The 17292-nt window shown below is 68.5% G+C and carries 16 protein-coding genes and 1 tRNA gene; 14 read left to right on the plus strand and 3 right to left on the minus strand.

The window, feature by feature from the left end:
* Nucleotides 1–49 precede the first annotated feature (49 nt).
* Both OKQ63_RS16865 and OKQ63_RS16870 read right to left on the minus strand, forming a co-directional pair.
* The gene (locus tag OKQ63_RS16865) at nucleotides 50–1879 is read right to left on the minus strand and encodes an adenylate/guanylate cyclase domain-containing protein (RefSeq protein ID WP_264211192.1); all 1830 of its coding nucleotides are present in this window, start codon (nucleotides 1877–1879) and stop codon (nucleotides 50–52) included.
* Between the two features lie 83 nt (nucleotides 1880–1962).
* A complete protein-coding gene (locus tag OKQ63_RS16870; RefSeq protein WP_264211193.1) occupies nucleotides 1963–2649 on the minus strand; it encodes a M48 family metallopeptidase in 687 nt (228 codons plus the stop codon).
* Nucleotides 2650–2749: 100 nt separating this feature from the next.
* Here OKQ63_RS16870 and OKQ63_RS16875 point away from each other — a divergent pair, with 100 nt between their 5' ends.
* Together OKQ63_RS16875 and OKQ63_RS16880 are read left to right on the plus strand one after the other, a co-directional pair.
* On the plus strand, nucleotides 2750–3076 hold the full coding sequence (locus OKQ63_RS16875) for a TIGR02300 family protein (protein WP_264211194.1): 327 nt from the start codon (nucleotides 2750–2752) through the stop codon (nucleotides 3074–3076).
* Nucleotides 3077–3261: 185 nt separating this feature from the next.
* Nucleotides 3262–3337, plus strand: a tRNA-Ala gene (locus OKQ63_RS16880).
* A gap of 131 nt (nucleotides 3338–3468) precedes the next feature.
* Here the strand turns inward: OKQ63_RS16880 and OKQ63_RS16885 are convergent.
* On the minus strand, nucleotides 3469–3705 hold the full coding sequence (locus OKQ63_RS16885; RefSeq protein WP_264211195.1) for a hypothetical protein: 237 nt from the start codon (nucleotides 3703–3705) through the stop codon (nucleotides 3469–3471).
* Nucleotides 3706–3938: 233 nt separating this feature from the next.
* Between OKQ63_RS16885 and OKQ63_RS16890 the strand changes: the two genes are divergently transcribed.
* The 12 genes from OKQ63_RS16890 (at nucleotide 3939) to OKQ63_RS16950 (ending at nucleotide 17291) form a co-directional block, all read left to right on the plus strand.
* Entirely contained in the window at nucleotides 3939–4826 is an 888-nt protein-coding gene (locus OKQ63_RS16890) for a LysR family transcriptional regulator (protein WP_264211196.1), read from the plus strand.
* Nucleotides 4827–4951: 125 nt separating this feature from the next.
* Complete coding sequence (locus tag OKQ63_RS16895; RefSeq protein WP_264211197.1) at nucleotides 4952–5392, plus strand: formate dehydrogenase subunit gamma; 441 nt, start codon at nucleotides 4952–4954, stop codon at nucleotides 5390–5392.
* The gene (locus OKQ63_RS16900) at nucleotides 5389–6906 is read left to right on the plus strand and encodes a formate dehydrogenase beta subunit (protein ID WP_264211198.1); all 1518 of its coding nucleotides are present in this window, start codon (nucleotides 5389–5391) and stop codon (nucleotides 6904–6906) included. The genes OKQ63_RS16895 and OKQ63_RS16900 overlap by 4 nt, the downstream gene beginning before the upstream one ends.
* Complete coding sequence (fdhF, locus tag OKQ63_RS16905) at nucleotides 6903–9800, plus strand: formate dehydrogenase subunit alpha (protein ID WP_264211199.1); 2898 nt, start codon at nucleotides 6903–6905, stop codon at nucleotides 9798–9800. Before OKQ63_RS16900 ends, fdhF begins: the two co-directional genes overlap by 4 nt.
* 1 nt (nucleotide 9801) lies before the next feature.
* A complete protein-coding gene (gene fdhD, locus OKQ63_RS16910; RefSeq protein ID WP_264211200.1) occupies nucleotides 9802–10626 on the plus strand; it encodes a formate dehydrogenase accessory sulfurtransferase FdhD in 825 nt (274 codons plus the stop codon).
* Nucleotides 10616–10837, plus strand: coding sequence for a formate dehydrogenase subunit delta (locus OKQ63_RS16915; protein WP_264211201.1), 222 nt, complete (start codon nucleotides 10616–10618; stop codon nucleotides 10835–10837). Before fdhD ends, OKQ63_RS16915 begins: the two co-directional genes overlap by 11 nt.
* 663 nt (nucleotides 10838–11500) lie before the next feature.
* Nucleotides 11501–12493 carry an ABC transporter substrate-binding protein gene (locus OKQ63_RS16925; RefSeq protein WP_264211202.1) on the plus strand — a complete coding sequence of 331 codons (993 nt, stop codon included), beginning with the start codon at nucleotides 11501–11503 and terminating at the stop codon, nucleotides 12491–12493.
* Nucleotide 12494: 1 nt separating this feature from the next.
* Nucleotides 12495–13529 (plus strand): FecCD family ABC transporter permease, encoded by a 1035-nt coding sequence (locus tag OKQ63_RS16930; RefSeq protein WP_264211203.1) that lies wholly within the window; start codon nucleotides 12495–12497, stop codon nucleotides 13527–13529.
* On the plus strand, nucleotides 13526–14542 hold the full coding sequence (locus tag OKQ63_RS16935; RefSeq protein ID WP_264211204.1) for a FecCD family ABC transporter permease: 1017 nt from the start codon (nucleotides 13526–13528) through the stop codon (nucleotides 14540–14542). The genes OKQ63_RS16930 and OKQ63_RS16935 overlap by 4 nt, the downstream gene beginning before the upstream one ends.
* The gene (locus OKQ63_RS16940; protein WP_264211205.1) at nucleotides 14542–15324 is read left to right on the plus strand and encodes an ABC transporter ATP-binding protein; all 783 of its coding nucleotides are present in this window, start codon (nucleotides 14542–14544) and stop codon (nucleotides 15322–15324) included. The genes OKQ63_RS16935 and OKQ63_RS16940 overlap by 1 nt, the downstream gene beginning before the upstream one ends.
* 12 nt (nucleotides 15325–15336) lie before the next feature.
* The gene (locus OKQ63_RS16945) at nucleotides 15337–16389 is read left to right on the plus strand and encodes a siderophore-interacting protein (RefSeq protein ID WP_264211206.1); all 1053 of its coding nucleotides are present in this window, start codon (nucleotides 15337–15339) and stop codon (nucleotides 16387–16389) included.
* A complete protein-coding gene (locus OKQ63_RS16950; protein WP_264211207.1) occupies nucleotides 16386–17291 on the plus strand; it encodes a MotA/TolQ/ExbB proton channel family protein in 906 nt (301 codons plus the stop codon). Before OKQ63_RS16945 ends, OKQ63_RS16950 begins: the two co-directional genes overlap by 4 nt.
* Nucleotide 17292: the final 1 nt, after the last annotated feature.

Consider the following 17292-nt stretch of genomic DNA (forward strand, 5'->3'; position numbering starts at 1 on the left):
CAGACAGATCCGCGCGTGTGATCACAAGCCGCGGCGCCGGGGCCGCGGGTCACGGGCGCCCCGGCAGCCCCGCCAGGCTGAGACCGGTGCGCAGCCGCCGCCCGGCCCCGCCTTCGGTGCCATACGGGAAGGCAGCAGCCGCCTGGTCCAGCGTCAGCCCCTCCGCCTGCAGCTGCGCGCAGGCCTTTCCAGCCTCGTCAAACCGGCCCAGCGTGGCCAGCCCCGCGCAGCGCACCGCCTGGGCCAGCCGGGCACCGGGTTCAAGCTCCAGAGCCGCGCCCGCAGAGGCAATGGCGGCCTCCTCCTGACCGGCGGCAAACAGCATTTCCGCCCGCAGCGTATGATAGATCGCAGGCGGCACCGGATTGAGCCGTACCGCGGCAGCAAAGGCGCGCTCCGCGGCCTCGCGCTGCCCCGCCAGCTGCAGCAGCCAGGCCCGCAGCAGATGGCCATCGGCGTCGTTGGGATACGACTGCTCAAGAACCTGGGCATACTTCAGAGCCGTCTCCGGCGCGCCGCCGAATTGCGCCGCGATGGCGCGGATGCGCAGGGTGCCCGGCGTCTCCGGGCGGCCCTCCAGCTGCCGGGCAGCCCTGGCGGCGCGCTGCGGCAGGCCGGCAAGCGGCCCGGTCAGAAGATCCAGCTCAATCTCGGCCTGCAGCGCTTCCGCCTCTGTCAGCCCCGGGGCCAGCAGCAGCGCCTGGCTCACCGCCCGGCCGGCCTCGGCCCGCTGCCCGGCGGCCAGCTTGCTGCGGGCAGACAGAAGCTCAATCAATGCCTGATCCGGGACCGGTTCCGCAGGGCTGTCCGGCACCGGCTGGTTGAAATAAGTGAGGATATCCGACGCGGCCGCCGCGGTCAGGGCGGGCAGGCTTGCCTGCGGACGGGCCGGCAGGGCTGCCTGCCCGGAAACACTGCGGATCTGCAGCCGGACTCCCTGCAGCGGCGCGCCGGCCATGACACCGCTGATCAGGTTCTGCGTGCCCAGCAGCGCCGCCGCCTGTTCCGGCGGCAATCCGGCCGCCGCGAGGCTGCTGTCCGCGGCCACCACCGCCAGACCGGGGGCTGCAGCCAGCGCGCGGATGACTTCGCCGGACAGGGCCCGGGCCAGTTCCTGCGGCTCCGCCGCGGCGGTAAAGGGCAGCACCGCAACCAGCGGCCGGGCCTGCAAGGCTTGACCGGCGGCCTGCCCCTGGTCCCGCAGCCCCGGCAGGCCGGCTGCCCACCAGACACCGCCTGCCGCCGCCAGGACAAGGCACGCTGCCGCAGCCGCCCAGGCAACGCCGCCGGCCCGTTTGCGCGGTGGCGGCGGCGGCGGCGCGGTCCGGGTCTGCGCCGCTGCTTCCGCCTTCCGCAGACCCGGCAGCGACGTCAGCTCCTCCCCCAGCGCATAGACCTGCACCGGTTCGGGCAGGCTCTTGACCTCATGCAAACCCAGATCCTCGAAACCGTAAGGGATACGGCCGCGTACCTGCGCGTAGGCCGCAGCCGACAGCGCCACCCCGCCGACCGGCGCCAGCGCCTCCAGCCGGGCGGCGATATTGACCTCGTCGCCGTAGACATCGCCGCGGGCAATCAGCACCTCGCCCAGGTTGATGCCGATCCTGAGCCGCAGATGGCGGTTGCGGGCGGCACCGGCCTGGATTTCCGCCGCCGCCTCCACCGCCGAGATCACGCTGGGGAAGATGGCCAGCACCCCGTCTCCCATCAGCTTGACGATGCGGCCCTCGTGGCTGCGGACCGAAGGCGCGATCAGGCTCTGCTGCTGGGCCAGCACCTGGTTCAGCGTCCCGGCCTCGTCCTCGGCCATCAGGCGGCTGAAGCCGGAGACATCCAGCACGAAGATGGCGGCAAGGCGTCTTTGCGGTTTGTCTGGCACGGGCGGGCCTCGGGAACCGGGGAACTGGAAACGGAAACTGCCCGGAGCTTAGCCCGCCCGCCCGCATCGGCAAAGCGCTGATTTCATTCGCCGAACCGGTAGCGGTGCAGGCTGGCGCCGTTTTCCCGCAGCCAGCCGCGGGGCGCCTCGTAGCGGCCGTAGAGCCGTTCCACCACCGCCCAGAAGGCAGGCGAGTGGTTCATTTCCTGCAGATGCGCCACCTCGTGGGCGGCGACATAGCGCAACACCGCGGGCGGCGCCAGGATCAGCCGCCAGGAATACATCAGCCCGCCGTCCGCGGTGCAGGAGCCCCAGCGCGAGCGGGTGTCGCGCAGGGTCAGGCGGCTGTAGCCTCGGCCCAGCCGCGCGGCGTAGAAATCCGACGCCTCGGCCAGCCGGTTGCGCGCCAGTTCCTTGAGGTAGCGCTGCAGCAGGCGGGACGGGTTGTCCCCCGGCACCGCGATCCGGCCGGCATCCAGCTGGACCCGCCGTCCCGCGCAGCGCTCCACCACCCGGTTCTGGCCGTCCACCGGCAGCACCGCGCCGAAATCCGCCTCGACCGCCTGCGGGTGCTTGTCGAGATGCGCCCGGATCCAGTCTGCCTTCTCCTCGGCGAACTCCAGCGCGGTGCGCTCGGGCAGGCTTTTGGGCAGGGTCAGCGTCACCCGCCCGTCGAGCGAGGAGATCCGCAGGCTGATCCGCCGCGCGCGGGCAGAGCGGCGCAGGGTCAGCGGCACCGGCGGGTTCCCCGGCAGGTGATGTTCGGCCATGCGCGCGCCCCTTTCCGGCAAAGGCTTTGACAGTGCCCCCCTCATATGGCAAGGCACCGGAATCGTCGATACGACTCACCAGTAAATCAAGGGGATCCACATGCCCAAGGAAGAATGGGGTGTAAAGCGCGTTTGCCCCACCACTGGCAAGCGCTTTTATGACCTGAACAAGGACCCGATCGTCAGCCCCTACACGGGCGAGGCTGTCGAGCTGGACACCGGCAAGACCCGGATGATCGAAGCGGATGCCGAAGACGCCGCCACCCTGAAGGCCAAAAAGAACCTGGACACCGACGAGGTGGTTCTGGACGATGACGACACCGTCGACGTGGACCTGGGCGATGACGTCCTGGATGACGACGATGACGATGACAACGTCTCGCTGGACGACATCGCCGACATGTCGTCGCCTGAGGACGATTCCTGAGGCCATTCAAGCCGTTCGGGGAAGCGCCTGGCCTTCCCCGGACCGCTCTCCGGCGAGCGCTGGAAAAATTTTGGAACCCGGCGCATTTTCCGCTTGCAGCCCGCGCCGCCGTCCCGTAAACGACGCTCACACCGCAAGACGGGCCGCAACGGAAACGGAACGGACACGGAAAAGCGGACAGGTTTGGGGCCTTAGCTCAGCTGGGAGAGCGCCTGCATGGCATGCAGGAGGTCAGCGGTTCGATCCCGCTAGGCTCCACCAAATCTTCACATCCGGGAAGAAAACGCCGCTATCACCTTGAAAGAAGGGTGGTACATGCGGATCCGCACCCCTCAAGCCTGAAATGCCGAAGCGGCTCTGCAAAGGCCCGTTTCAGCACGCCCGCCGCAGGATCAAATATCTTTTTTCAGATATTGTCCAATACCTTGCCAGAAATGCCAGCGCGGGTTCGGTAAAGCCCTCGGCCGCGCTTTATGGCGGTGGCGGACCGGCAGACCCGCCGAATCCGCGCCGATCACCACGGGCAAGCCAATAACCGGTTTCACCCAAGGCCGCTTCGACGGCTGTGCAGTCATCCGCGGCACCTCGTTCAGGCGGGGTTTGCGGCCGGGAAGCTCAATCGCGTTCATTTCCTGAAAGACTATGGAGCGGGACTGGTTCTCCGGCCCGGGGCGGGCGTCCGCGCGGGCATTGCGGCCTCGAACGCCCTCACCGGCACACCTTCGTGTTCCGGCAGGTTGAGGCCGCCCAAACCAACCATCTGCCGCAAAAGCAGCCGGGCAAGCCGGAATCCAGTGCTGTCAGCCTGCAATCATTGCGCTAATCACATCAATACATTCAACTTCAATAGGATATTTCCATCATGCTCGATAAACTGGAGATGTTCATCGCGGTCGCCAGGGAAGAGCATTTCGGTCGCGCGGCGGCAGCACTCGGCATTACCCAACCAACACTGTCGGCGGGCATCAAACAGCTGGAGAACCAGCTTGGCGTGCAGATGATCTTCCGAGGCTCACGGTACGGCGGGCTGACGCCGGAAGGGCAAAGCGCGCTGATCTGGGCAAGGAAAATCGTGGGAGACACCCGGCAGCTGAAAGAGGAAATGCGCTTCACGCGGCATGGCCTGACCGGCCAGCTGCGCATCGCGGTAATCCCGACAGCGCTGACCTGGGCGGCCAGGCTGACAGCCCGGTTCAGCGAGAAACACCCGAAGGTACGGTTCACGATCCTCTCCCGCACCTCGGCCGAGATCCTGTCGATGATCGAGAATTTTTCCGTTGATGCAGGGATTTCCTATCTCGACAATGAACCCATGGGCAAAGTCAGCAGCGAGCCGCTGTACCAGGAGCATTACATGCTGGTGTGCCACCGCGACTCTCCCTTTGCGGGCCGGGAAACGGTCGGCTGGGCGGAACTGGACGGGCAGAAGCTGTGCCTGCTGACGCCGGACATGCAGAACCGGCGGATCATCAACAAGAATTTCCGCGACTCGGGCGTCAGCCCGGAGGCCTGGATCGAATCGAATTCGACCATCGTTCTGACCGCCAATGTAGAGGATGGCGGCTGGCTGACCGTGCTGCCGGCCGACATGGCACGCTCTCTTGCGGTCGGAAAGCCGCTGGAAATCGTGCCGATGACGGCTGTTGAATCCGTCCATACAGTTGGTCTGGTCGCCCCCTACCGGGAGCCTCATACCCCTGTTTTGAAGGCTCTTCTGGCAGAGGCGCGGCGGATGTCGGAGACCCGGTGATAGAAACCGCCTATCGCGCAACGAAACCGCGTTATTGATCTGACTATACACGCTCTGGTTTTTCTCGGGCAAATTGCCGGAGGCCAGCTATGCAATCAGAAACGCCAGCGCCGTCCGAAACGGACATGCGCGCAATCATCTCGGACCATCTGCACCTGGAGGGGGCATTGCTGCCCATGCTTCATGCCTTGCAGGAGGTTTACGGCCACATCCCGCAGGCGGCAACGCCGCTGATCGCGGATGCCCTGAACATTTCCCGTGCCGAAGTGCACGGCGTAATCAGCTTTTATCATGACTTCCGCGAGGTGCCCGCGGGCCGTCACGTGGTCAGGATCTGCCGCGCCGAAGCCTGCCAGGCGGTGGGCGCCAATGCCCTGGCGGAGGCCACACTCGCGCGGCTGGGCGTCGAGTGGCACGGCACAACCAGAAATGGCGCGGTCACCATTGAGCCGGTCTATTGCCTGGGCCTGTGCGCCTGCGGCCCGGCTGCGATGGTGGACGGCACGGTGCTGGGCCGCGTGGATGAGGCCCGGATGGCGGCCCTGCTGGCGGAGGCCGGGGCATGAAGATCTACGTTCCCATGGACAGCGCCGCCAAGGCGCTGGGCGCCGAAGAAGTGGCCGCAGCGATCACCGCCGAAGCCGGCAAGCGCGGACTGCAGATCGAATTGATCCGCAACGGCAGCCGCGGCATGCTGTGGCTGGAGCCGCTGGTCGAGATCGACAGGGGCGCGGGCCGCGAGGGTTTCGGCGCGGTCACTGCCGCCGATGTGCCGGCGATGCTGGACGGCACGCTGGCCGGGCTGGGCAACGTCGAGGAGATCCCGTTTTTCGCGCGCCAGACCCGGCTGACCTTTGCCCGCTGCGGCGTGACCGATCCGCTGAGCATGGACGATTACCAGATACACGGCGGCCTGGCAGGGCTGCGCCGGGCCGCCGCGATGAACGGTGCGGAGATTGTTGAAGAGGTCACCCGATCCGGTCTGCGCGGCCGCGGCGGCGCAGGCTTCCCGACCGGGATCAAGTGGAACACGGTGCTGCAGGCCGAAGCGGACCAGAAATACATCGTCTGCAACGCCGACGAGGGCGACAGCGGCACTTTTGCCGACCGCATGATCATGGAGGGCGACCCCTTCTGCCTGATCGAGGGGATGGCAATTGCCGGTCTCGGCACGGGCGCGACCAAGGGCTATGTCTACCTGCGGTCGGAATACCCGGATGCCATCAGGGTGATGCAGGAGGCCGTTCGCATTGCCCGCGCCAATGGCGTGCTGGGTGACGATGTTTTAGGCTCGGGCCGGGCGTTTGACATGGAAATCCGCACCGGCGCCGGCGCCTACGTCTGCGGCGAGGAAACCTCGCTGCTGAACAGTCTGGAGGGCAAGCGCGGCGTGGTCCGCGCCAAGCCGCCGCTGCCGGCGCTGGAGGGCTTTCTGGGCAAGCCCACGGTCGTCAACAATGTGATCAGCCTGGCCACCGTGCCGGTGATCTTTGAGAAAGGCGCGCAGCACTACGCGGACTTCGGCCTGGGCCGGTCGCGCGGCACCATTCCGGTGCAGATCGCCGGCAACGTGAAATACGGCGGGCTGTTCGAGACAGCCTTCGGCATGCCCTTGGGCGACCTGGTGATGGACATCGCGGGCGGCACCGCCTCGGGCCGGGCGGTCAAGGCGGTGCAGGTCGGCGGGCCGCTCGGCGCCTATATGCCCTGCGGTAAATTCGACACCCCCTTTGGCTATGAGGAGTTCGACGGCGCAGGCGGGCTGATCGGCCATGCCGGCATCGTGGTGTTCGACGACAGTGCCGACATGCTGCGGATGGCACGGTTTGCCATGGAGTTCTGCGCCGTCGAGAGCTGCGGCAAATGCACCCCCTGCCGGATCGGCGCGGTGCGCGGCGTGGAAACCATCGACCGTATCGCCGCGGGCGACCCCGGCGCCATCCCGCTGCTGACCGACCTGTGCGAGACGATGACGGACGGCTCGCTGTGCGCCCTGGGCGGCTTCACCCCGTATCCGGTGATGTCCGCGCTTACCCATTTCCCCGATGATTTCGCCACCGCAAAGGAGGCCGCAGAATGAAAGACCTGATTATCCCCTGGGACGATGACCGCGACATGGGCACGCCGGCGCGCGAAGGCGCCCCGGTCTCCCTGACCATCGACGGTTTTGACATCACCGTGCCGGAGGGCACCTCGGTCATGCGTGCCGCCGCAGAGGCAGGCTTCCAGATCCCCAAGCTGTGCGCCACCGACAGCCTGGAGGCCTTCGGGTCCTGCCGCCTCTGCGTGGTCGAGATCGAAGGCCGCCGCGGCACGCCTGCGTCCTGCACCACGCCTGTGGCGCCGGGCATGGTCGTGCGGACCCAGTCGGAGAAGGTGAAGAAGATCCGCAAGGGGGTGATGGAGCTATATATCTCCGACCACCCGCTTGATTGCCTGACCTGCGCCGCCAACGGCGATTGCGAGCTTCAGGACATGGCCGGCGTCACGGGCCTGCGCGATGTGCGGTATAAGGCACCGGCGGGCGGGGGCATGTCGAACCATTTCGAGGCGCGGCAGAACGGCGAAGCCAATCCGCAGTATGTGCCCAAGGACGACAGCAACCCCTATTTCACCTACGACCCCTCGAAATGCATCGTCTGCAACCGTTGCGTGCGGGCCTGCGAGGAGGTGCAGGGCACCTTTGCTCTGACCATCGCGGGGCGCGGATTTGACAGCCGGGTCAGCGCCGGCACCGCGGCAGATGATTTCCTGTCCTCCGACTGCGTCAGCTGCGGCGCCTGCGTGCAGGCCTGCCCGACCGCGACCCTGCAGGAAAAATCGGTGATCGAGCTGGGCACGCCGGAACGCTCCGTCATCACCACCTGCGCCTATTGCGGCGTCGGCTGCTCCTTCAAGGCGGAGCTGAACGGCGACGAGCTGGTCCGGATGGTGCCCTACAAGCACGGCAAGGCAAACCGCGGCCACTCCTGCGTCAAGGGACGCTTCGCTTACGGCTACGCCAAGCACAAGGACCGCATCCTGAACCCGATGATCCGCGACAGCATCGATGATCCGTGGCGCGAGGTCTCGTGGGAGGAAGCGCTGGGCTTCGCCGCCAGCCGGATGCGCGGGCTGCAGGAAAAGTACGGCAAGAAGTCGATCGGCGTGATCACCTCCAGCCGCTGCACCAACGAGGAAACCTTCCTGGTGCAGAAACTGGCCCGCGGGGTGTTTGGCAACAACAACACCGACACCTGCGCCCGGGTCTGCCACTCCCCCACCGGCTATGGCCTCGGCCAGACCTTCGGCACGTCGGCCGGCACCCAGGATTTCGACTCGGTCGAGCATACGGATGTGGTGATCGTGATCGGCGCCAACCCGACCGACGGCCACCCGGTCTTTGCCAGCCGCCTGAAGAAGCGGCTGCGGGCCGGTGCCGAGCTGATCGTGATTGACCCGCGCCGCACCAATCTGGTGAAATCGCCGCATATCCAGGCCGCCCATCATCTGGCCCTGCGTCCCGGCACCAATGTCGCCGTGGTGACCGCGCTGGCGCATGTGATCGTGACAGAGGGGCTGATGGACGAGGAGTTCATCCGCACCCGCTGCGATTGGGACGAGTTCCAGGTCTATGCCGAGTTCGTCTCCGATCCGCGCCACAGCCCGGAGGCGACCGAGCTGCTGACCGGTGTGCCTGCGGCGGAGCTGCGCGCGGCCGCGCGCCTGTTTGCGACCGGAGGCAATGGCGCGATCTACTATGGCCTCGGCGTGACCGAGCACAGCCAGGGGTCGACCACGGTGATGGGCATCGCCAACCTTGCGATGCTGACCGGCAACATTGGCCGCAAGGGCGTGGGCGTGAACCCGCTGCGCGGCCAGAACAACGTGCAGGGCTCCTGCGACATGGGCTCGTTCCCGCACGAACTGCCGGGCTACCGCCATGTCAAAGGTCCCGAGGTGCGCGCTGTATTCGAGGAAGCCTGGGGCGTCGAAATCGACCCGGAACCGGGGCTGCGCATTCCCAACATGCTGGATGCGGCCGTCGCGGGCAGCTTCAAGGGGCTGTACTGCCAGGGCGAGGACATTCTGCAATCGGACCCGGACACCAAGCATGTGGCGGCGGGGCTTGCGGCGATGGAATGCGTCATCGTGCACGACCTGTTCCTGAACGAGACCGCCAACTACGCGCATGTGTTCCTGCCCGGCTCGACGTTTCTGGAAAAGGACGGCACCTTTACCAACGCCGAGCGCCGCATCAACCGCGTGCGCAAGGTGATGGCGCCCATGAACGGTTATGCCGACTGGGAGGTGACACAGCTGCTGGCCAACGCCATGGGGGCAGGCTGGACCTACACCCACCCGTCGCAGATCATGGCGGAAATCGCGGCGACCACGCCCTCCTTCGCCGGAGTCGATTACGCGCTGCTGGAGGAGAAGGGCTCAATCCAGTGGCCCTGCAACGAAGCACATCCCGAGGGCACGCCGCTGATGCATGTGGACGGCTTCGTGCGCGGCAAGGGGCGGTTCATCGTCACCGAATATGTGGCGACGGATGAAAAATCCGGTCCGCGCTTCCCGCTGCTGCTGACCACCGGCCGCATTCTCAGCCAGTACAACGTGGGCGCCCAGACCCGGCGCACCGAAAACGTGGTGTGGCATGATCAGGACGTGCTGGAGGTCCACCCCCATGACGCCGAGGTGCGCGGGGTGAAACAGGGCGACTGGATCAAGCTGGTCTCGCGTTCGGGGGAAACCACCCTGCAGGCCGAACTGACCGACCGGGTGAGCCCGGGCGTGGTCTACACCACCTTCCACCACCCGGACACGCAGGCCAATGTGATCACCACCGACTTCTCGGACTGGGCCACCAATTGCCCCGAATACAAGGTGACCGCCGTGCAGGTGAGCCTGTCGAACGGCCCCACCGGCTGGCAGGAGGACTACACGGCCCAGGCCCAGCGGTCGCGCCGTATCCTGCCGGCGGCGGAATAGCATGGTGGCGCTCTGCTCCAGCCACAGCCTGTCCGGCCTGTCCATCCGCAGCGATGGGCAGCGCCCGGTGCGGCGCAACCTGCCTGAAGAGCTGCCGGTTGCCATGGTATTCGAAGGCAGCACCCAGGGCGTGATGATGGCGACGCCTCAGGATATCGAGGATTTCGCCGTGGGCTTCGCTCTCAGCGAGGGCTATGTGCGGCATCTGGGCGAGATCGAGGAGTTCGAAACCGCCGAGCACGGCGGCGGCATCGAGGCCCGCTTCTGGCTGCCGCCGGAGCGCGCCGCGGCGCTGAAGGCGCGGCGCCGGACGATGATGGGGCCGGTGGGCTGCGGGCTCTGCGGCATTGACAGTCTGGAACAGGCGCTGCGCCCGCTGCCGGTTCTGCCTGCGGGCGGTCCGGCATTCACGGCCGCCGAAGTTGCCCGGGCGGCGGATGCGCTGCGCGGCCACCAGCCGCTGCACGACCAGACCCATGCCACCCATGCGGCGGGATTCCTGCTGCCGGGACAGGGCATTGTCCTGGCGCGGGAGGATGTCGGGCGCCACAATGCGCTGGACAAGCTGATCGGGGCGCTTGCCCGCGCCGGTATGGACCCGGCGTCCGGCGCCGTGGTGCTGACCAGCCGGGTTTCGGTCGAAATGGTGCAGAAAACCGTGATGGCCGGCGCCCGCAGCCTGATTGCCGTCTCGGCCCCGACCGCCCACGCCCTGCGTCTGGCCCAGGGCGCAGGCGTCACGCTGGCCGCCTTTGCCCGCGGCGGCGGCTTTGACCTTTATTCCTGCCCTGAACGGATCAATGACGGAGAGAAACATGTCGCCTGAGAAAATGGTGGTGATGGCCAACCAGATTGCCACCTTCTTCAAAACCCAGCCCGGCGGCGGCCAGGCCGAAAACGTGGCTGCTCACATCAACGATTTCTGGGAACCGCGGATGCGCAGCCAGTTGATCGGCTATGCGGCAACGGGTGAAACCGGATTGGACCCGCTGGTGCAATCGGCACTGAAGTCGGTACGCGCGCCCGCCGGCGGATAATGGGCCTCTTGGTCGGTCCAGTGGATGCAGGCAGAGTCATCCCTGCACTCTGCCTGACGTCAGCGCCTATGGGTCCAAGTAGAGCAATTTGAAAATAGAGAGTGTTTCCGGCTCATCCTTGCCACTGAGGAGCGGACTATGAGCCGGAAACAACCCAAAAGCGCTGGCGCAATGGCCGGCAGGATCGCAAGGCGCGGGCGGAGAAGCGGCCCCCGCTGCATCGCCGCCATAATGCGCGGCCGGGGTATTTCGCGGTGCGCAGAACTTCGTTTCCTGCGGCCGCACCAGCGGTGACAGCCTTCCGTGGCGCGGCCTTCTTCCGGCGCGGGATGGCAGCGCAGGCAGCGCGGTCCGCGATGGCATCATGGCAAGCGCGGGTGCCGTCTGCGCCGTCCGCCGCGCTGCGGACACGCAACGACGCCGGCACCGGCACCGGGCACAAATTTCTTGACAAAACAACTAAGGTTTTCTAGGCGTTCCGGCGCGCCCGCGGGGCGCATCGCCTAGCAAGACATGAGCGGCCCCGCTAGCGCCGCCTGTCCAGCCATATCCGCAAATGCACGGCCTTCAGGCCCTCCTGAAGCTATCGGCTGGAGAGATATGGGAATGCTCGGGCACATGCTGCCGAAGGAAACGCGGCCGCGGACAGGCCGGTGCGCTGGGATGCTGCGGGCTGTGACGGCCGCGGCGCTGCTGCTGCCGCCCGCCGCCCTGCCCGCGGCCGCGGCCGAGACCTTCCCGGTTGAACTGCAGCACCGCTACGGCACTGCCACGGTGCCGGACCGGCCGGAGCGCATCGTTTCGGTCAGCTTCATCGGGCATGATTTCCTGCTGGCGCTGGGGCTGACGCCCATTGCGCTGCGCAAATGGTACGGCGGCGAGCCGTCCGGCGTCTGGCCCTGGGGGCATGACGCGCTGGGACAGGCCCGGCCCGTGGTGATGCAGGGCGAGCTGGATGCCGAACAGATCGCCGCGCTGAAACCGGACCTGATCATCGGCCAGTGGTCGGGCATGACCGGGCGCGACTATGCGCTGCTGTCGCGCATTGCGCCGACCATCGCGCCGCGGGCGGAGTTCGGCGATTACGGAACGCCCTGGCAGGCCATGCTGCGCACCCTCGGCACCGCCACCGGCACCTCAGTCCGCGCCGAGGACATCATCACCCGGATCGAAGGCCGGATAGCAGCCGTCCGCGCCGCGCATCCCGAATGGCAGGGCGCGAGCGTTGCGCTGGCCTGGGCCGGCCATACCGCCGCCTATACCAGCCGAGACATCCGCAGCCAGCTGCTGGAATCGCTGGGGTTCCGGGTGCCCGAGGCGATCAACGGGCCCGGGCCGGTGACCAGAACCCATGTGCTGATTCCGGACGAGGACCCATCAGCCATCGACACCGATGTGCTGATCTGGCTCGATTCCGGCGGCTCTGCGGCGCGGCTGGCGCGGATGCCGCTGCGCAGCACCATGCGCGCCTACCGCGAAGGCCGCGAGATCCACGCCGATCTTTTGCTGGCGGGCGCGCTGTCGCACTCCAGCCCGCTGAGCCTGGAATATGCGCTGGACCGGCTGGTGCCGCTTCTGGAGGCCGCGATGGACGGCGATCCGGCCACGCCGGTGCCCGGCATGGCAGAGGCAGGCCTGCTGCCGGAGGGCTTCTGAGATGACGGATTGCACCAGCCTTGCCCCGCCCCCTGCCCTGACCCGGGCCGGGCTGCGCCGCCTTTGGCTGGCCGCAGCAGTGCTGGGCCTGGCCGCCCTCTGCGCTGCGGCCCTGCGCCTGGGGGTGCGGCCGGTCGGCTGGAGCGCGGTCTGGACGGCGCTGACGGCGTTTGATGCGGGGAATGCCGATCACATCGTGGTCCGGCACATGCGCCTGCCGCGGCTGGGCGGGGCGCTGCTGGCCGGGGCGGCGCTGGGGCTGGCCGGAGCGCTGATGCAGGGGCTGACGCGCAACCCGCTGGCGGACCCCGGCCTGCTCGGCATCAACGGCGGCGCGGCGCTGGGGGTGGCCCTGTGCGTGCTGGTTCTGGGCATCACCGACCCGGCGGAGTTTGTCTGGATGGCGCTTGGCGGCGCCCTGGCGTCGTCGGTTCTGGTGTTTCTGCTGGGCGGCGGCAGCCGGGCCGGGACGCTGCGGCTGGTGCTGGCCGGTGCAGCCGTCAGCGCCCTGTTCCTGGCGCTGACCCGCGGCCTGCTGCTGGTCAGCCGCCAGACGCTGGAGGTCTACCGGTTCTGGGTGCTGGGCGGGTTTGACGGCATCGTGCCTGCGACCCTGGCCGCGCTGGCGCCGTTTCTGGCCGCGGGCGCCGGGCTGGCCGCACTGGCGGCGCCCGGTCTCAACGCGCTGCTGCTGGGCGAGGACAGCGCAACGGGGCTGGGCGTGCGCACCGGTCTGGCGCGCCTCGCCGCCGGCGCCGCCATCGTGCTGCTGTGCGGCGCCAGTGTTGCGATGGCGGGGCCGATTGCCTTTGCCGGGCTGATCGTGCCGCATCTGGCCCGCTGGACGGCCGGTCCCGACATGCGCCGGGTGATGCTGTTTTCCGCCGTGTTCGGCGCCCAGCTGCTGACCGCAGCCGAGTTGCTGGGCCGTCTGCCGCTGTTCGGGGGCACCATGCAGGCCGGTGTGATGACCGCGCTGATCGGCGGGCCGGTGCTGATCTGGCTGGTGCGCCGCAACGGAGTGCGAAGCCTATGACCTGGACCCTGCGGATTTCCGGCCTGTCGCTGCAGATCTCCCGGCACAGCCTGCTGGCCGGGCTGGCGGCGGCCGCCGTGCTGGCGGCTGCGGCGGGGCTGGCGCTGCTGCTGGGCAGCTACCCCTTGAGCCTGGCCGGGATTCTGGATGCGCTGCTGGGCAAAGGCGGCGGATTGCACCGGCTGATCGTGCTGGATCTGCGGCTGCCGCGCATCCTGGCCGCGCTGGGGGCGGGCGCCGCATTCGGACTGTCGGGTGCGATGTTCCAGGTGATGATGCGCAATCCGCTGGCGGCCCCCGATGTGATCGGCTTCAATGCCGGCGCCAGCTGCGGCGCGCTGTGCGCGATGATGCTGACCGGCGGCATGGTGCTGCCCGGCGCCATCGCCGGTGCGCTGCTGACCGCGGCTGCCGTCACCCTGCTGGCCTGGAAAGACGGGCTGCCGCCGGAGCGGCTGATCCTGACCGGTGTCGGCGCCAGCCTGGCGCTGGCCGCCGCCGCCGATCTGCTGATGAGCCGGATGGACGTGCTGAGTGCTGCCGACATGGCGCAGTGGCTGGCCGGGTCTCTGAATGCCCGCACCTGGCGGGACGCGGCGCTGGTCTGGAGCGGACTGGCGGTACTGGCGCCGGTGGTGCTGTGGCTGCATTTCCCGCTGGCCCGGCTGGCGATGGACGACGGCATCGCCACCGGCCTTGGCCTGCCGCTGGCGCGCCTGCGGCTGGCGGTGACCGCAACCGGTATCCTGCTGGCAGCGCTTGCCGTCAGCACCGCCGGGCCGCTGCCCTTCGTGGCCTTTGCCGCGGGCCCGATTGCCCGCCGCCTGATCCCCGGCGGCAGGCCCGCGCTGCTGGGCGCCGCGGCCTGCGGCGCGCTGATCACCCTGCTGGCCGACTGTGCCGCGCGCGCGGTCCCCGCGGTGCAGCTGCCCGCCGGCGTCTTTACCGCACTGATCGGCGCGCCGCTGCTGCTGTGGCTGCTGATCGCCCATGTCCGCAAAGGAGCCCTGTGATGCCCGCAACCGCCCGCCTGCGCGCCGAGGACCTCTCGGTCGCCTACGGCCGCACCCCGGTTCTGGACCGGCTCAGCGCCGCGATACCGGATGGCGCCCTGACCGTGATCGCCGGACCCAACGGCTGCGGCAAGTCCACCCTGCTGCGGACACTGGCGCGGCTGCAGCGCGCCGGCAGCGGCCAGGCGGTGCTGGACGGCAAGGCGATCCACAGCCAGCGCAGCCGCTCGGTGGCGCAGCGGCTGGCGATCCTGCCGCAGTCCCCCTCTGCGCCCGAAGGCCTGACGGTGGGCGACCTCGCGGCGCGCGGCCGCACCCCCTACCAGTCGGCGCTGCGGCAGTGGTCGCGACAGGATGCCGCCGCGGTGGCGCAGGCGCTGGAACTGACCGGCATGACCGCGCTGGCCGGGCGGCCGCTGGACAGCCTGTCCGGCGGCCAGCGCCAGCGCGCCTGGATCGCCATGGCCCTGGCGCAGGACACCGGGATCCTGCTGCTGGATGAGCCGACCACCTATCTGGACCTGCCGCATCAGATCGAACTGCTGAAGCTGGTGCAGAAACTGAACCGGGAGACCGGCCGCACGGTGGCGATGGTGCTGCACGACATCAACCTGGCCGCCCGCTTTGCCAGCCATGTGATCGCGCTCAAGGACGGCCGCGTCCATTGCCAGGGCGCGCCCGAAGAGGTTGTCACCGAGGCGGTGATGCAATCGGTCTTCGGGCTTGCCTGCCAGATCATCACCGACCCGGTGCATGGCAACCCGCATGTCATCCCCCTGTGAACGAGGTTTTCCATGACGCCCCCCCCGGTCTTTCCGCTGGAATCCCGCGCCCTTCTGCCGGGTATGTCCCCCGCCGCGCTGCGCCGGATGCTGCTGCAGCAGGCACAGGAGCATGGGCTGCCGGTGGTCGAAGACAGCCCTGAGCGTGTCACGGTCGAGGTGCCCGGTTTCGGGCATTACCGGATGGCCGCCCACGGCAGCGCGGCTGAGGCCGGCGTGGCGGCGGCGCTGCCGGACCGCCTCTTCATGCTGCAGGAAGGGCTGGCGGAGCATCTGAAGACGCTGCAGCCGGGAGCGGCCGGGGCCCTGCAATGGTCCGGCGCCAGTGCCGCCGGAAGCTTGCCGCCGAACGTGCATTTCACCACCGTCCGCTCGGTCACTCCGGTGGGCCGCTGTTTTCTGCGGGTCCGGGTGCAGGGCGGCGATTTGTCGGGGTTCCGGGAGGATGCCATTCATTTCCGGCTGCTGCTGCCGCCGCCCGGCTGCGCCGAACCGGAATGGCCGAAGCTGGGCAGCAATGGCGCGGCGCAGTGGCCCAAGGGGGACAAGGCGCTGCACCGGCCGGTCTATACAACCCGCTGGATCTGCCATGAGAGCGCACAGATGGAGTTCGATATCTTCCTGCACGACGGCGGCCGCGCGGCCGAATGGGCCCGGCAGGCTGCGGCTGGCGATCAGCTGGCCATAGCCGGCCCCGGCGGCGGTGGCATCCCCCGGGCCTCGCGCCTGCTGATCTGCGCCGATGAGACCGCCCTGCCCGCCGCCGCCCGCATCCTGCAGAGCCTGCCCGCCGGCAGCCGCGGCAAGGCCACTCTGATGGCCGCCGGCGGCGCGGATTGCGGCTATCCGGTTGCGGCGCCCGAAGGGGTCGAAGTCACCTGGATCCGCCGCGAGGACGGCGGCAGCCTTGCCGCGCGCGCTGTGGCCGAGCGCGAACGCCATCCCGGCCGCTTCCTGTGGTTCGGCGGCGAAAAGGCGGAGGCCCAGCGCGTCCGCCAGGCGGTCAAGGCGGCCCGGGCCGAACCTGCAAACAGTTACATCGCAGCCTATTGGAGCATGTCATGATCTCTCGTATGTCCGCAGCGCTTGCTGCCCTTCTGCTCGTGGCGTCCTGGGCGGCCGCACAGGATGCCCCTGCCGCACCGGTGCCGGAAATTGCGCAGGATGCGCCTGACAGCGCCCTGCCCGTGCTGCCTGCCGCGCCCCCCGTTCCGGCAGCGCCGGAAAACACCGGAGCCCCCGCCGCCGCGCTGGAAGGCCAGCCGGCTCCGGTTGCCGCCGCCGGACCTGCGGCGCCGAAGGACCTCGCGCAGGCTGCGCGCGGCGCATCCGCCAAGGCGCTGAAGTTCCTGCGCGACGGCGGCCCGTCGATCTGGGCGATTGCGGCGCTGTCGGTGATAACGCTCACGCTGATCCTGTGGAAGATCTGGCGGCTGGCCCTGATCGGCGCCTGGTCGCGCGGCAAGGCCGGACAGGCCGTGGCCGCCTATGAGCGCGGCGAAACAGAGGCGGCGCTGGCCATCGTCAAGGGCCGCATCGGAATCCGCTCCAAGGTTGCCGCCGCCGCCTTGACGGCAGCGGCCGCTCTGCCCGAGGACCGCGCCCGCGAAGAGACCGCGCGGGTCGCCAAGCTGCATCTGGCCAGTGCCGGCGCCGGGCTTGGCGCGCTGGAGCTGATTGCCACCATCGCGCCGCTGTTGGGCCTGCTGGGCACCGTGCTGGGCATGATCTCCGCCTTCCAGGCGCTGCAGGCGGCAGGATCCAGGGCCGATCCCGCGCTGCTGGCCGGGGGCATCTGGGAAGCCCTGCTGACAACTGCGGCCGGCATGGCGGTGGCAATCCCCGCCTCGGCAGCGCTGACCTGGTTCGAGGCGGTGATCACCCGCATCCGCCGCGACATCGAGGACAGCGCCACCCGCATCTTTGTCGCCCGGCAGCCGCAGGCCCTGAAGCTGGCAGCAGAATAGA

It is taken from the genome of Leisingera thetidis (genome assembly GCF_025857195.1).
Lineage (GTDB): Bacteria > Pseudomonadota > Alphaproteobacteria > Rhodobacterales > Rhodobacteraceae > Leisingera > Leisingera thetidis.

Excerpts from the sequence above, each read along its gene's own strand:
- OKQ63_RS16895 (WP_264211197.1), top strand. The coding sequence starts at position 4,952 with ATGCGCGCAATCATCTCGGACCATCTGCACCTGGAGGGGGCATTGCTG.
- OKQ63_RS16890 (WP_264211196.1), top strand. The coding sequence starts at position 3,939 with ATGCTCGATAAACTGGAGATGTTCATCGCGGTCGCCAGGGAAGAGCAT.
- OKQ63_RS16915 (WP_264211201.1), top strand. The coding sequence starts at position 10,616 with ATGTCGCCTGAGAAAATGGTGGTGATGGCCAACCAGATTGCCACCTTC.
- fdhD (WP_264211200.1), top strand. The coding sequence starts at position 9,802 with ATGGTGGCGCTCTGCTCCAGCCACAGCCTGTCCGGCCTGTCCATCCGC.
- OKQ63_RS16950 (WP_264211207.1), top strand. The coding sequence starts at position 16,386 with ATGATCTCTCGTATGTCCGCAGCGCTTGCTGCCCTTCTGCTCGTGGCG.
- OKQ63_RS16935 (WP_264211204.1), top strand. The coding sequence starts at position 13,526 with ATGACCTGGACCCTGCGGATTTCCGGCCTGTCGCTGCAGATCTCCCGG.
- fdhF (WP_264211199.1), top strand. The coding sequence starts at position 6,903 with ATGAAAGACCTGATTATCCCCTGGGACGATGACCGCGACATGGGCACG.
- OKQ63_RS16930 (WP_264211203.1), top strand. The coding sequence starts at position 12,495 with ATGACGGATTGCACCAGCCTTGCCCCGCCCCCTGCCCTGACCCGGGCC.
- OKQ63_RS16870 (WP_264211193.1), bottom strand. The coding sequence starts at position 2,649 with ATGGCCGAACATCACCTGCCGGGGAACCCGCCGGTGCCGCTGACCCTG.
- OKQ63_RS16885 (WP_264211195.1), bottom strand. The coding sequence starts at position 3,705 with ATGAACGCGATTGAGCTTCCCGGCCGCAAACCCCGCCTGAACGAGGTG.
- OKQ63_RS16925 (WP_264211202.1), top strand. The coding sequence starts at position 11,501 with ATGCTGCGGGCTGTGACGGCCGCGGCGCTGCTGCTGCCGCCCGCCGCC.
- OKQ63_RS16940 (WP_264211205.1), top strand. The coding sequence starts at position 14,542 with ATGCCCGCAACCGCCCGCCTGCGCGCCGAGGACCTCTCGGTCGCCTAC.
- OKQ63_RS16875 (WP_264211194.1), top strand. The coding sequence starts at position 2,750 with ATGCCCAAGGAAGAATGGGGTGTAAAGCGCGTTTGCCCCACCACTGGC.
- OKQ63_RS16945 (WP_264211206.1), top strand. The coding sequence starts at position 15,337 with ATGACGCCCCCCCCGGTCTTTCCGCTGGAATCCCGCGCCCTTCTGCCG.
- OKQ63_RS16900 (WP_264211198.1), top strand. The coding sequence starts at position 5,389 with ATGAAGATCTACGTTCCCATGGACAGCGCCGCCAAGGCGCTGGGCGCC.